This is a genomic window from Enterobacter pseudoroggenkampii, assembly GCF_026420145.1.
GTDB classification, from domain to species: domain Bacteria; phylum Pseudomonadota; class Gammaproteobacteria; order Enterobacterales; family Enterobacteriaceae; genus Enterobacter; species Enterobacter pseudoroggenkampii.
Map to the genome: position 1 here is coordinate 1,721,873 of NZ_JAPMLV010000001.1, position 13,492 is coordinate 1,735,364.

At 46.3% G+C, this 13,492-nt stretch carries 12 protein-coding genes and 3 pseudogenes; 4 read left to right on the top strand and 11 right to left on the bottom strand.

Annotation, left to right across the window (positions count from 1 at the left end):
* The first annotated feature begins 474 nt into the window (after positions 1-474).
* Both kwaA and OTG14_RS08410 read left to right on the top strand, forming a co-directional pair.
* Positions 475-1,098: an anti-phage protein KwaA gene (gene kwaA / locus OTG14_RS08405; protein WP_267214922.1), complete on the top strand. Its 624-nt coding sequence runs from the start codon at positions 475-477 to the stop codon at positions 1,096-1,098.
* 11 nt (positions 1,099-1,109) lie between these two features.
* Positions 1,110-2,087 carry a Kiwa anti-phage protein KwaB-like domain-containing protein gene (locus tag OTG14_RS08410; RefSeq protein ID WP_267214923.1) on the top strand — a complete coding sequence of 326 codons (978 nt, stop codon included), beginning with the start codon at positions 1,110-1,112 and terminating at the stop codon, positions 2,085-2,087.
* Between the two features lie 41 nt (positions 2,088-2,128).
* Here the strand turns inward: OTG14_RS08410 and OTG14_RS08415 are convergent.
* From OTG14_RS08415 to OTG14_RS08445, 7 genes and pseudogenes are all read right to left on the bottom strand, one after another.
* A pseudogene (locus OTG14_RS08415) lies at positions 2,129-2,398 on the bottom strand (hypothetical protein).
* Positions 2,398-2,625, bottom strand: a complete 228-nt coding sequence (locus OTG14_RS08420; protein WP_267214924.1) for a hypothetical protein — start codon at positions 2,623-2,625, stop codon at positions 2,398-2,400. The pseudogene OTG14_RS08415 and the gene OTG14_RS08420 overlap by 1 nt, the downstream one beginning before the upstream one ends.
* Before the next feature lie 38 nt (positions 2,626-2,663).
* Positions 2,664-2,843 (bottom strand): annotated as a pseudogene (locus tag OTG14_RS08425) (replication protein P); the annotation flags it as partial.
* A gap of 630 nt (positions 2,844-3,473) precedes the next feature.
* Positions 3,474-4,403: a hypothetical protein gene (locus tag OTG14_RS08430; RefSeq protein ID WP_267214925.1), complete on the bottom strand. Its 930-nt coding sequence runs from the start codon at positions 4,401-4,403 to the stop codon at positions 3,474-3,476.
* Entirely contained in the window at positions 4,393-5,838 is a 1,446-nt protein-coding gene (locus OTG14_RS08435) for an AAA family ATPase (protein ID WP_267214926.1), read from the bottom strand. Before OTG14_RS08435 ends, OTG14_RS08430 begins: the two co-directional genes overlap by 11 nt.
* Before the next feature lie 417 nt (positions 5,839-6,255).
* Positions 6,256-6,930, bottom strand: coding sequence for a replication protein P (locus OTG14_RS08440; RefSeq protein WP_267214927.1), 675 nt, complete (start codon positions 6,928-6,930; stop codon positions 6,256-6,258).
* A complete protein-coding gene (locus OTG14_RS08445) occupies positions 6,927-7,499 on the bottom strand; it encodes a hypothetical protein (protein WP_267214928.1) in 573 nt (190 codons plus the stop codon). Before OTG14_RS08445 ends, OTG14_RS08440 begins: the two co-directional genes overlap by 4 nt.
* Here OTG14_RS08445 and OTG14_RS08450 point away from each other — a divergent pair.
* Together OTG14_RS08450 and ttcA are read left to right on the top strand one after the other, a co-directional pair.
* A pseudogene (locus OTG14_RS08450) lies at positions 7,487-7,909 on the top strand (tyrosine-type recombinase/integrase); the annotation flags it as partial. The gene OTG14_RS08445 and the pseudogene OTG14_RS08450 sit on opposite strands and share 13 nt — an antisense overlap.
* Before the next feature lie 35 nt (positions 7,910-7,944).
* Positions 7,945-8,880, top strand: a complete 936-nt coding sequence (ttcA, locus tag OTG14_RS08455) for a tRNA 2-thiocytidine(32) synthetase TtcA (protein WP_061715008.1) — start codon at positions 7,945-7,947, stop codon at positions 8,878-8,880.
* A gap of 42 nt (positions 8,881-8,922) precedes the next feature.
* Here the strand turns inward: ttcA and dbpA are convergent, their stop codons facing one another.
* The 4 genes from dbpA to OTG14_RS08475 all read right to left on the bottom strand — a co-directional run bounded on the left by dbpA (position 8,923) and on the right by OTG14_RS08475 (position 13,062).
* A complete protein-coding gene (gene dbpA / locus OTG14_RS08460; RefSeq protein ID WP_267214929.1) occupies positions 8,923-10,296 on the bottom strand; it encodes an ATP-dependent RNA helicase DbpA in 1,374 nt (457 codons plus the stop codon).
* A 27-nt stretch (positions 10,297-10,323) separates the two neighbouring features.
* Positions 10,324-10,506 carry a proline-rich small protein YnaL gene (gene ynaL, locus OTG14_RS08465; protein WP_071787463.1) on the bottom strand — a complete coding sequence of 61 codons (183 nt, stop codon included), beginning with the start codon at positions 10,504-10,506 and terminating at the stop codon, positions 10,324-10,326.
* 273 nt (positions 10,507-10,779) lie between these two features.
* On the bottom strand, positions 10,780-11,763 hold the full coding sequence (gene zntB / locus OTG14_RS08470; protein ID WP_024907164.1) for a zinc transporter ZntB: 984 nt from the start codon (positions 11,761-11,763) through the stop codon (positions 10,780-10,782).
* Positions 11,764-11,919: 156 nt separating this feature from the next.
* On the bottom strand, positions 11,920-13,062 hold the full coding sequence (locus OTG14_RS08475) for a methyl-accepting chemotaxis protein (protein WP_267214930.1): 1,143 nt from the start codon (positions 13,060-13,062) through the stop codon (positions 11,920-11,922).
* Between the last annotated feature and the right edge of the window lie 430 nt (positions 13,063-13,492).

Genomic DNA, 13,492 nt, shown 5'->3' on the forward strand with positions numbered 1-13,492 from the left:
TAGCCCATTGTTTATCATCCAAAATTTCAGTTTTTAGAAGGAGAAGCCGCGCGCATAGGGCTCTCAGGTGGAAGAGTGATTCCTGTAAAATTTAACTTTCCGCAATGTGTCACATCACTATTTTGTTCTTTTCCGACTACACGTATTACAGCAATGCACGCTACCCACGAGCTTCTGTAAGGTAAGTTAAGTATGAGTTTAAACCCCCAAGGAAATACTGTATATTAAACCAGTATCAATTGGAGAGTGGTAAAGGGCTTTGGGGCTGGATTTTAACATCTGAAAGGTTGTAAAATCATCAAGCTAACCTTGTATTTCAACCACCATCAGACTCACTGATATGCGTCTGTGGCGGTAGCGTGCCAGAAACAATCTTGCAGCAAACCCATTCCATCTCTTTACGTATCTGTTTATTGCCAATGAGTTGTTCGATGTGTGTAACTACACGAAAAGTACAACTTTAGCGATGCTAAGATGAATATTAACCCGAGAGATGAAGCCATGAAAAAAAGAACAGGATTAAAGTATGCATTATATATATTGTCACTATGGCTATTATTTGTATCACTTTTTATAATGTCATATGACAAGAATCTTTTTGTAAATATATCAACATATCTGGGCAGCAGAGATACTGGAACATTGCTTTCAAGCATCACACCTAAAAATATAGTTTTTATTTCCAGCTTTGCAATGATTGTAGCAGGTGTTTTAATCTTTCTATATTTATTATTTTCCTTTAACTCTGGTTGGTCAGTAGCGTGCACGGTTTCTGATGTTAGAAATGAAAGCCATGAGCACCTTGAATTTTTAACCACCTATGTTATGCCTTTGGTATTTACTGATGTGAACAGTAAGAGGACTATGCTGAATCTTTTGATCATGATAGTAGCAATAGGAATGATTTATGTAAAAACAAATCGTTTTTATTCTAATCCATCGTTAGCATTGCTTGGATTTAGAATTTTCAAAGCTAATATAAATGACAGAGGAACCAAAGAGTTTGTAATCATTTGCCATGGCGAAGTTGATAACAACAGCAGAATAAAATATATCAGACTAGATAACAACACATGTCTTGCTAAAATTACTCAATAATCGAGGATGAAATGTTCACAGCAATTGATAATATATTAAATTCAGCCCAACTTTCAGGTGAGGCTTATTTTGTCACAGAACGCCAAGGGCAAGTAGATATTTTCAGAGTATCTCTAGAACTAGGTGCAGAACAGAAATTAACACAGTCTTTCAGTCTATCACTTAAGCGTGATGTTGTTGATCCAAACACTGGACAGAACGCCTTGCCGTTAGTTTCTTCTCTGCTAAGTCGAGATAAGCAGGTGCATGAATATGATCACCAAGTAATAAACCATCTGCCACCTGCTCTAGCAAAGATGGCGGACGTGCTTACCTTTGGAGTTAATAATGCACCCACTGACTTTGACTTTGCTCAGCAAAACCTATCAACCGTTAAAGGAATAATTTATTATCTTTGTGATGGTCAAGGTAACGGAGTTGTTGTTTACCAAAACAAATATCCAATCGCACTACATAAAAAAACAAAATTGTCATATTTTTCTGCGAATGGTAGAACCCTTGATGAGGTCACCCATGATAGCATTGACATAAATGGGAATGTGGATTTCTTTTACTTTAACAACAAGTATTATGCACTAAATATTAACTTACTTGAAAGAGCATATGGCCTTGAACAGGTCATAAACAATTTAGCGGCAAATGCAACCCCTTATATAATCGCACTGAACATCCTGGACGTATCAAACCATCCGAACCCTGCTGACATTTTCAATGACATGCATCGAAATAGAAACTTCATGCGCAGACTTGCCACCACAGCCAACAGCCCACTAATACAGAATGGAACTATTAATATAGCCAACATTCAGACATTAATTCAAAACTTCCCGATTCTTGGGAGGAATATAATAATCAATCAATCTGGATTGATAGAATTATCCTCTCAAAAGCAGAAATTATATTTCATTCGCCTGCTAAATAATGAGGCATCTTTCACAGCATTAAACCAAGAGCCTTTTCTTGCGGTCGGAAAAGACTCAGCGGCATAATGTATTTCAAAATAGTTATTAATCCCTAGGTTTTATTGACATCAACACTCTCCCCAGTAGTATGCAGATACAATCGGGTCGGATTCACTCGCCGCGAGAAACGTGTCGCTTTCAAACATTTTCTGGCGCCACATCCGATTGATGTGATGCTGCTGGCGGCGCTGATGGTGCGCCGGTAGGTTCCCGGCGTTTTCAATCTGGCTGTAGACCATACCGACCTATGCAAGCCACACGGTTTCTGATATGTCCACCAGCAGCAGGCTTTCAAGTTCGGCTACACGACGGCAGGTATATTTGAGCAATGGATCCACTATTTCGCCTCCTGCTGCGGTGCGGCTGCGAGCATTGCATCTTCGAACGCACTCACCGAAATTGATAGCGCGCCCCCCTGAATGTTCACTGCCTTACCGATTGAGTTGATAAGTGTGTGGTAGCCGAAATGACCTTTGGACCATCCAAACTGCACCGGAGCGCCAGCGCGAAGCATTGCGGAGTGATGCGCTTCCCACCCTGCCTGGAAGAACTCACGCTGCGTCATAACGCCGACTTCCTAGTCAGGCATTATGCCGCTCATTTTGGGCGGCGCGGCGCAAGCTTACGCCACTTCCAGTATTCAGCCATGACGTCAGCAGCGGTGATCCCCAGCACGCATCGCCGTTCCCTGCACCACTTGATGAACTGGCCAGGCGACGGCAGGAATGGACGCTCCTGACGGCGCACCATGCGCATACCGGCATCAACCCGCTCCATGGTCGTACATCGCCGAGCCGGGTTTTGGATTGCAGGATATCGGAACTACTCACTATTTCCCCCAGAGCGACATATTGACGCAGTTAATCGTTATCGGGAGCAGTTAAAAAAACGCTAACAACGAGACGCTTCGAAACTACCCCTATAAAATTCACGCGATCAATAAAACCACTCGTCGGCGCCCTACCGCGTTTCCTGAAGGGTATCTTAAACTAATTTTTATCACCTACAAAAACGGTAACTGCATCGTTGATAGCGCTTTATAGTCAGCGTATAAAGATAAGAATCTTTGCATAAACGAGTCAGTAGCTCACACTCTAATACACTTACTGCACCATCGACTAGTATATAACCCCATGAGAACTTACCTTTACCATTCCTTGGGGGGCAAGTAGGAAAAATAGTGGTAACTTACCACAATGGATATTAATTTATTATTGACACATATAGAGCAGACATCTAGTTTAAGTTAAAGTAGCTATAGCATTCACATTATCGAAGAATTAAAAAAGCATATTGACTTTATTTTTTAAAAAATGAAACAAACGCAACCAGCTATTTACTGATTGCGAAGCACAACACCATATAACAACAATCAAAACCACAATCAATTCAAGTGATATTTTTTTTTGCAAACTAATCTACAATTGCACCATACTGTTTTGCAATACATAATCTTGCCTTACCATATTGAATATTTTTGTATTCTTCCGGCTCGAATTCCAAAAGATCAGCCAACTCGATATTAAATTCAAGTTCACTTGCATAAGTAGATTTACGAGCAACAAAACTTTTTATTTTCCTAGCCAGATAAAATGCCTGGGAAGCATAATGTTTATACCGATTTTTTAATTGAAAAGTTGAAATTGACATATTGGATAAGCTAAAGTTATGTTTCGCATCAACAGATAACAAATAATTTTCCGGACGTAGTTGCAATGAAAGTGCAAGTGCTACTAGTTCTTCATCAACTTCAGCAGGGCGGAGCTCAAATTCGATTGACTCGATATCAACAAGTGGATTCAGATGAGGAACCTTCGCAAAATCAATGGAGTGTTTCATTTGGCTTCCATTGCATTTTTCGCAACACGGAATGAAGTTTGACAAGGTCAACGCAAGAAACGGATAATCTGATTTTGTATAATAATGATCAATAGGAGGTCTATAACCTTTGCTATGTTTATCTGGTAGGCTAGTTTCAGTGCTCACCATATGACAATAACAACATATGTTATATTTTGCCAGTTCACAAAGCTCATAAGCTGTCCATGATTTATCTGATTTCGCTGAAAAGCTTGCATAATCAAAAATTTTGGTTAACTTTTGCAAAACACAAAAATGTAGAATATCTCTTCCAAATCTTTTTTCATAATCTAATATACAACCAGCTAAATCTGAAGGCGTCCCCTCAACTATTACACTTCTGTTTGTTTGAATGAAATCCTTGATGACCACATCTAAAAATGAGTTTCCTAAACTGCCTATACCTCGGTCGATTAGTGAGTTTAAATAATCATAGTGTTGAGTGCAGGCATTTTCCCAAACATCTGAAATGTTAATTACCATTGCCGAGACTCCTTTTGAGGGCTTTTTTTACGGCAACATCCCCAATAGAATCAATCAAATTTAGGTCATATTTAGTAGCATTCCCATTTAAGGCTCGCTTATATATCTTATTAATGTTGGTGGCCGCAAACTCACCAATAGAATTAGAAGAGAAGGCGGTTGCTATTACTTCATCAAGTGGTGCAGCAAATGTATTTGAAAACTCATTCGAATCAAGGCTTGTGACAAAATCCCCCGGAATATCGGCAGCCAGCAGCGGTGAGTGAGTAGCTATGATAAGTTGCAAATTATTTAAATCACAACTTGATTTGACCCCTCCCAAGAATTTATTAAGCATAGATATATATTTTCTCTGCCAGTCTAAATGCAAGTATGCATCCCCTTCATCGATTAATAACAAAATAGATTTGTAATTCTTATCGACGGCTTGTTTTATTGATTTTTCGATTAAAGAAAACTGTTCCACTAATGCTTGAATACCTGAGCTTTGATTAGACCATTCAATCTGAATCGAAGTATCAAGATTATTTATCTTATTTGAAAAATTTATGTTGTTAATTCTGAATTTAATAGAGTGATCATCAGCTTCATAGCTTATAGACTCACAGCATTCAGAGATAAAATTATCTGAAAGATAAACTACTCTTTTTAATTCGTCTAAAGCAGAAAAATTTGAATCATCATCAATAATCCCCAAATAGCTAAGAAAATCTAACGCAACAGATCTTGAAACCCCTCCCCCTAACTTGCCATGGATATATTCTAGGGAAGCAAGATGCAGTAGTGTTGAATATCTTCCATACCGTTTACGGATTAAACTCTCTAATACAACCTCAATATTATTTAAAGAAACTTCTCTTTTTTGGTCTATTATTAGATAATCATTATCTTGAGAATTCCTTGATAAATCCTCGTATTTGTATGTAAGCTCCTTCAATTTATCAGAGTTTACCCTGCCATGAGATCTAATTGCAGGAATAAGGATAGTTCTAAAAACCTTTTTGGAATACCTCAAAACCGCTACTAGTTCGGTGTTAACTCCTAATGCCTCAGAAATAACACCATACTTTTGAAGACTATTTATATCAGTAGATTTTCTGGTATTAGGAGATGCATCAATTACACCTTTTCTTTTAGTAAGCTTTCTTTTATAAGGCAACGCTGTATAGTAAATTGCACAAAGTTCATTATTATAAGGCGCAGTGGGTTCATAGTTACCATTTGGCGTGCCTTGAAAATAAAATTGAAAAGAATCATCTTGAGATGAAACAACAGCATTTGCCAGTGAATGCAGCATCCTTGTTTTACCCGAGCCGTTTGTCCCCAATAATAAACTGATACTATCTATTTCAAATAGTGGGCCATAAAGCTCCGCTTTATGTGGTATGAGCTGTATAAGCTGCTCATCAATTCTCACTGCCATGATTTTTGACATCGCAATATCCTTAATGCTGTTTAATTTTGAGTTATATAGTAATCGAGTCGTTAATCACCGTCAATCCCATAGACTTACACATCCAAAAAATCCTTTTTTAAATTTTAATTCATGCATGAGACATCCATAGTATTTAACTAAGAAAATCTAAAATATCAGTTAGCCAATATAATTTGCCAATTATATGCTATAAACACGCACTATGTCCTTTGGCATACTCAATATGCAGATAGTATGAACCTTTAAATCAGTGTTAAAATTTTTCCTGTGTCAATCCTCACACATGCAAAATGGTCACCCTCACCCGCCACAACATCCCTAGTCTAATTAGCTCAAAGCGGTCACTAATTCGATGATCTGGGCGATTATCATTTCCACTTTGCAATTATACCGCCAAAGCATCGCTTACCCTCCCCCTCATGCTTTCATGCGCTCATATTTTGCTTTAAGCAATTCAGCAGGCGTAGGCCCTTTTGGCGTCACTGGTGCTGCTAACGCGCGCCGTACGGGTGGGATCGGTTTCCCAGCCATTACGCGCTTTTCCCACATAGCAATAATATCTCCAGCCTCATGCTCCAACTCTTTGTGGCTCAGCTGACCATCCGTTCCGCGGCGCCGCAGTTCGAGGCAAATGTGGTAGTAAACCGGCTTAGGCCATGGATATTGCTCATTACTCGGATACCAGAACACGAGCTTGCGCCACTTCCAGTATTCGGCCATAACGTCAGCGACGGTGATCCCCAGCACGCAGCGCCCTTCCCTGCACCACTTGATGAACTGTCCCGGTGAAGGCAGAAATGGACGCTCCTGGCGACGCACCATGCGCATGCCGGCTTCAACCTGCTCCAGAGTGGTGATCCCGTTTTCTTTGAAGGCCAGCACCCACTGGCGGCGGATTTCGTCAACGTCTTCCTGGCTGCGATTAACCAGGCTTGCAGGAAACGCGGCGGCCAACTGTACGAATAGCCCGTTGATAATCTGCGCCACCTGCTGCGTTTGTTCGCGTTCGGTGTACTGCTCAGGCAGGTTGTGCGCCACGCGCCGAGCCTGTTCCCGGTCAAAATTGCGAATGCTCTCGGCTAGGTTTTTCATTCCAGCACTCCATCAATCCAGTCGGTGTTATGCAGGTCAATGCCGCCCCGGGATGGCTTTGCCGTTTCGGTTGCACGCAGCCGCTTCGTAGTGAGCTGATCCCATTGCTTGCGCAGACTTGAAGGGCTCAGGATGTTGTCTTTCCAGAACTCATCCCGGTTGGCCCACTGGAAGAGGTCACAGATTTCGTAGTGAGTACGCTTGTCCTGGACACGCATCAGCCTGATGGTGTTTGCCCATTCAGCCCAGTTGGGTTCGGATAGCGATGCGTTGACAGTGAGAAGCCTGTCGTAAATCCAGCGTGCGGCCTTAAGGTCGTCAGCGGATCCCCATGATTTACCTGCAGGGGTGTATATCCCGGCGGCTGCTTCTGGATGGCGTGAGAGAAACTTTTGAGTTTTCTGGTTTCGGGATTCGTCAGAATTCCGAGACGAGGATATTTTAATATTGTTCTTGTTATAGTCTTGGGTGTCTACCGTTTCCGGGAAGGTTTTTCCCGTTTTCGGTAACACTTTTCCCGATTTCGGGAAGGTTTTTCCCGATTTCGGTTTGTCTAAATATGTGGACATTCGCAGTTTATACAGGTGTCCGTCATGGAGAGCTTGCAGCTCTTGCCTGGGAAGATATCGACTGGGAAAAAGGGACGATTCATATACAGCGCAACCTTAATGCGCTAGGAATGTTCGTCCCACCAAAAACCGATGCAGGTGATCGAGTTATCACGCTATTAGAGCCAGCACTAGAGGCCTTGAAGGCACAGCGTACACTGACTTCGTTACAGCCCAAAACCGAGATTGTTTTTCATCACCGTGAGTATGGTGCGATGGAATATCAAAACCTACGATTTGTTTTCATGCCCAGGATGCGCAAGGGCATACAGAAGGCCTACTACTCTTTATCGAGTATCGGCTCCAGATTTAACGCAGCTGCAAAACGTGCTGGCATTCGCCGCCGGAATCCGTACCATACGCGGCATACAATTTTTGCCCCTGCTGGCTCCGAAGGTAGTACTCAATGCAAGAGAATCAAGAGATTAACAAAAAAGAGCAATACAACCTGAACAAACTGCAAAAGCGACTGCGCCGTAACGTGGGCGAAGCCATTGCAGACTTCAACATGATTGAAGAAGGCGATCGCATCATGGTTTGCCTGTCAGGGGGTAAAGACAGCTACACCATGCTGGAGATCCTGCGTAATCTTCAGCAAAGTGCGCCGGTGAAATTTTCCCTGGTGGCGGTCAACCTTGATCAGAAGCAGCCGGGTTTCCCGGAACACATTCTGCCGGAATACCTCGAGAAGCTGGGCGTTGAGTACAAAATCGTCGAAGAAAATACCTACGGTATTGTGAAAGAGAAAATCCCGGAAGGGAAAACCACCTGCTCTCTGTGCTCTCGCCTGCGCCGCGGCATTCTGTATCGTACCGCGACGGAGCTGGGCGCGACCAAAATTGCGCTGGGCCATCACCGCGACGATATCCTGCAAACGCTGTTCCTCAATATGTTCTACGGCGGCAAAATGAAAGGCATGCCGCCTAAACTGATGAGCGATGACGGTAAACACATTGTGATCCGCCCGCTTGCCTACTGTCGTGAAAAAGACATTGAGCGTTTTTCTCAGGCTAAAGGGTTCCCGATAATTCCATGTAACCTTTGCGGCTCTCAGCCGAACCTGCAGCGTCAGGTGATTGGCGACATGCTGCGCGACTGGGATAAGCGTTATCCGGGTCGTATCGAAACCATGTTTAGCGCGATGCAGAACGTTGTCCCTTCCCATCTCGCGGATGTAGAACTGTTCGACTTCAAAGGCATTAACCATGACTCAGACGTGGTGAATGGCGGCGATCTGGCGTTTGACCGGGAAGATATTCCCATGCAGCCAGCCGGCTGGCAGCCGGAAGAAGATGACAATCAGTTTGAAGAGTTGCGTCTGAACGTGCTTGAAGTGAAGTAAGCGATTAGCGTCTCAGAAACATCTTCTGAGACGCTTAATGCTTTATTTCAGCAGACGTACGCGACAGGTTTTACCCTTGATTTTCCCGTTCTGCAGCTGCTTCCATGCCTTATGGGCCACCGCCTGGCGAACCGCTACGTAGACATGCGCCGGATGAACTGCAATCTTACCGATATCCGCTCCGTCCAGACCCACATCCCCGGTCAGCGCGCCTAATACGTCACCTGGACGCATCTTGGCTTTTTTACCGCCATCAATACACAGCGTCGCCATTTCGGCTTCCAGCGGTACCAGGCTGACGCCAACTGGGGCATTCATCCAGTTCAGCTTAATCTGCAGCATCTCAGAGAGAATATTGGCGCGCTGCGCCTCTTCCGGTGCGCAGAGGCTGATCGCCAGACCGCTGTTTCCTGCACGTGCGGTACGGCCAATACGGTGCACGTGCACTTCAGGATCCCACGCCAGCTCAAAGTTCACCACCAGCTCAAGGGATTTAATATCCAGACCGCGCGCAGCGACGTCGGTTGCGACAAGAACACGGGCGCTGCCGTTAGCGAAACGGACCAGCGTCTGATCGCGATCGCGCTGTTCCAGATCGCCATGCAGCGACAGTGCGCTCTGCCCGGCGGCATTGAGGGTATCACAGACCGACTGACAGTCTTTTTTGGTATTACAGAACACCACGCAGGAGGCCGGCTGATGCTGGCTCAGCAACTTCTGCAGGAGCGGAATTTTCCCCTGCTGCGAGGTTTCAAAGAACTGCTGTTCGATAGCGGGCAGCGCATCTACGCTGTCGATTTCAATGGTGAGTGGATTTTTCTGCACGCGGCCACTGATGGCGGCGATAGCGTCCGGCCAGGTTGCGGAGAACAGCAGCGTCTGGCGATCGGCAGGTGCGAAACGGATCACCTCGTCAATCGCATCGCTGAAGCCCATATCCAGCATCCTGTCTGCCTCATCCATCACCAGCGTTTGTAACGCATCCAGCGAGACGGTGCCTTTTTGCAGATGATCGAGCAGGCGGCCAGGTGTGGCGACAATAATGTGCGGCGCATGCTGGAGTGAATCACGCTGCGCGCCGAACGGCTGTCCGCCGCAGAGGGTTAAAATCTTGGTATTGGGCAGGAAACGCGCCAGGCGACGCAGTTCACCCGCAACCTGATCTGCCAGTTCGCGGGTCGGGCACAGCACCAGAGACTGGGTCTGAAAAAGCGCCGCATCGATATGCTGCAACAGGCCGAGGCCGAATGCCGCCGTTTTCCCGCTGCCCGTTTTCGCCTGTACGCGCACGTCACGGCCCTCGAGGATGGCAGGCAACGCGGCCGCCTGAACAGGCGTCATCGTGAGGTATCCCAGCTCGTTGAGGTTATCGAGCTGGGCAGCGGGCAAAACATTCAGGGTAGAAAAAGCGGTCACAATAGTCTCTCGTGGTCATCTTTGCAGTCAGATGGCGCGTATCCTCGCAGATCTCGCGGTTCGATGCGACAATTTAATCGGTTCTTCATCGGGCGGCGGGTCGGGCATTGGCTGTGGGCGCGGGATGGGATCGGGCATGGGCACCGGATCGCTGGGGATAGGATCGGATTGACGCGATTGTTGCAGTAGCAGAGCGTTCAGGATGCTCATCATTCCCTCCAGAATTTACTGTCGTCCCTTTTAGGGTAGACGTTGAGAATCAGGAGGCAAAAAAAAGCCGACTATGAAGTCGGCGTCGTACGAATCAATTGTGCTATGCAGTAATTCAAAAAAGGAAGTAAGACAATATGGAGCGCAACGCCCATCGCTTGACGTTGCATTCACCTGCGGGAGTAATATTGCACCTTACGGGGTAGATGTTTATTGACTTCGCTCAATTAAAAGAGCGTTTTGATCCCGGTAAAAGCTGGAAAAAGCGTAAATTTACAGCCATTTACTACGATGCAACCACCATGCAACACCGCCTATCAAAACAACTAACATGACGCAAAACGCGGTAAAACCATAGCGATAGGCATTGCCCGGGATACCGCCCAGGTTTACGCCAAACAGCCCGGTAAGAAACGTGCTGGGCAAAAAGACCATCGCCATCAGGGACATCGTGTAGGTTCTTCTCGCCAGCGACTCCTGCATCACCTGCGCGATCTCGTCCGCCATCACCGCCGTTCTGGCAATACAGGAATCAATCTCGTCCAGCCCGCGCCCCAGCCTGTCAGCAATATCCTGCATTCTGCGTCGCTGATCGTCATTCATCCAGGCAAGTCTTTCGCTGGCCAGACGCGCGTACACGTCGCGCTGCGGCGTCATATAGCGGCGCATCACAATTAGCTGCTTACGCAACAGGGCCAGAAAACCGCGCGGCGGGATCTGCTGATCGAGCAGGTTATCTTCCAGGTCGATGATTTTGTCGTGCAGTTCTTCGATAAATTCGCTCGCGTGATCGGTAAGCGCGTCACAGACGTCCACCAGCCAGCTGCCGCAGTCGATCGGCCCGGTGCCCTCTTTCAGATCGTTTACGATGTCATCCAGCGCCAGGACTTTACGCTGTCGGGTGGAGACAATCAGTCCATCGTCCATATATACCCGCATCGCAACCAGCTGGTCCGGACGTTCATCCGTGCTGCCGTTAATGCAGCGCAGGGTGATCAGCGTACCGTCCCCCATTCGGCTCACGCGCGGCCGCAGGCTTTCACCCGCCAGCGCATCGCGCACGTTATTTGGCAAGAGCGGGGTCGAAGCGAGCCAGTCAGCGCTGTCCGGGTGGGTATAGTTCAGATGTAGCCAGCAGGGATGCGCACTGTCGATCACATCATTATCTTCCAGCGGTCGCGCACCGCCGCGGCCGTCCAGCACCCACGCAAAAACTGCGTCAGGAACGTTAAGTTCAGATCCTTTAATGCTTTCCACAGCGCCTCCACCTTTTAAGCTCTTTTGGTGTCAGTCTAGCGTCCATCGGGGGTTAAGCAACAACTATGTCTCCCATCGCGCTGATATCGTTCAGGAAATGTACATGCTGGCCAGAGGCGTAAAAAAAAGCCTGGCATGCCAGGCTTTGAGATTCAGTCAGAGTGAGTGCTCTGGCCGCTGGAAGAAGGATGCCGAGCCGCCTGGTAATGAGGAAGAAGAGCCCTGGTCAAGTCTGAAATTACGCGTGCGGGCCTGCAGCTCAATGACCTGATTGCGCAGGACATCAGAGGATCCGTTGAGTTCCTCAGCCATCGCCACGTTGCTTTGCGTGACCCGCTCCAGCTCCGAAAGCGCCAGCGTGATCTGAGAAATGCCTTTTTCCTGCTCTGACGTCGACGCGGAAATGTCGTCCATCAAGCGACTGACATTCCCAGAGCCCGTCACGATTTCATGCATATTCTTCTCTGCCTGCGACACAACGGTAGCGCCCTGCGTGACGTTACTGCTGGTGACTTCAATCAGCGCTTTGATATTCTTCGCGGCCTCTGCGCTGCGGTGTGCCAGATTTCTTACCTCTTCCGCAACGACAGAAAAACCTTTTCCATGATCGCCTGCCCTTGCCGCCTCAACGGCCGCGTTGAGCGCCAGAATATTGGTCTGGAACGCAATGCCGTCAATCAACGAAATAATCTCCGTCATCTGCTGGGCGCATTCGGTAATGGACTGCATATTGTTGGCGACCTGCCCCATCAGCTCCCCGCCCTTGCGCGCCTGCAGCGTCGCCACATTAGCCTGTTCGCTCGCCAGGCGGGTGTTATCGGCATTGTTTTTAGTACTCGCCGCCATTTGCTCCATGCTGGCTGCGGTTTGCACTAAAGACGCAGACTGCTGCTCGGTTTTCACCGAAAGCTGAGCGCTACGTGCCGAGAGTTGATCCGATAAGGTCATCGCGGTCTGCGACGACGCCCTGATCTCGCGCACCAGCGTCGCAATGTTGCCGGAGAGGCTGTTTATCCCCGGGATGAGTCGGCCGGCACAGTTATTGCCAAATTCAGGGATAGAGACACCAAGATTACCTGCTGTCACCTCTTCAATACTCTTCTTCACCGTATTGATCGGCGTCACAAGATACTTCGTCATATAGACCCAGAGCAAAAATAGCGCAATGAAGTTGATGACATTAAGCGAAATAAAGAGAGAAGGATTGCTGGAAAATAGAACAACGACACCTGCATTCACCAAAAAAAGAGATAAAAGGAACCCAATAATAAAGGTCCTGACACTAATATTTTTTAGCATGATAATACCCACGTTTTATATTTTGGTCGGCATTAAGACTTATAGCATTGGCTCAGACGTTTTTCCTCGCAAACTTCACGGGTTTGTTTTTTCGCCGTTAGCATCCTGAGATTTGTCTTAAGTCAGACAAAAAGAGTGTATTAGTGAAAATGTTATGCGCAGGATGCTGTGATACTGGTCTCTCGCCATCTTAAGCGATAGTATCGCCCGCGGTGAGACGATACGATCGCCCTCATATTTAAGGAGCTTTGCTACTTTTATCCGTTTTTGTTTAGCAATGCTTAATACATTAACAATGGAATATATTTTATATTCTTAATAAGTTTTAGAGTATTAATATGACTGGTCATTTTTCACGATAAATAACTAATATGGTTTGAATGCGCATGTTCGTTGCCCGATAAAGATGTACCCGGCAGGCGAAATCGGT

Bases quoted from the DNA above. Each gene is read 5' to 3' on its own strand.
- kwaA (WP_267214922.1), top strand. From the start codon at position 475: ATGAATATTAACCCGAGAGATGAAGCCATGAAAAAAAGAACAGGATTA.
- OTG14_RS08410 (WP_267214923.1), top strand. From the start codon at position 1,110: ATGTTCACAGCAATTGATAATATATTAAATTCAGCCCAACTTTCAGGT.
- OTG14_RS08420 (WP_267214924.1), bottom strand. From the start codon at position 2,625: ATGACGCAGCGTGAGTTCTTCCAGGCAGGGTGGGAAGCGCATCACTCC.
- OTG14_RS08430 (WP_267214925.1), bottom strand. From the start codon at position 4,403: ATGGTAATTAACATTTCAGATGTTTGGGAAAATGCCTGCACTCAACAC.
- OTG14_RS08435 (WP_267214926.1), bottom strand. From the start codon at position 5,838: ATGTCAAAAATCATGGCAGTGAGAATTGATGAGCAGCTTATACAGCTC.
- OTG14_RS08440 (WP_267214927.1), bottom strand. From the start codon at position 6,930: ATGAAAAACCTAGCCGAGAGCATTCGCAATTTTGACCGGGAACAGGCT.
- OTG14_RS08445 (WP_267214928.1), bottom strand. From the start codon at position 7,499: ATGTCCACATATTTAGACAAACCGAAATCGGGAAAAACCTTCCCGAAA.
- ttcA (WP_061715008.1), top strand. From the start codon at position 7,945: ATGCAAGAGAATCAAGAGATTAACAAAAAAGAGCAATACAACCTGAAC.
- ynaL (WP_071787463.1), bottom strand. From the start codon at position 10,506: ATGAGCATCCTGAACGCTCTGCTACTGCAACAATCGCGTCAATCCGAT.
- OTG14_RS08475 (WP_267214930.1), bottom strand. From the start codon at position 13,062: ATGCTAAAAAATATTAGTGTCAGGACCTTTATTATTGGGTTCCTTTTA.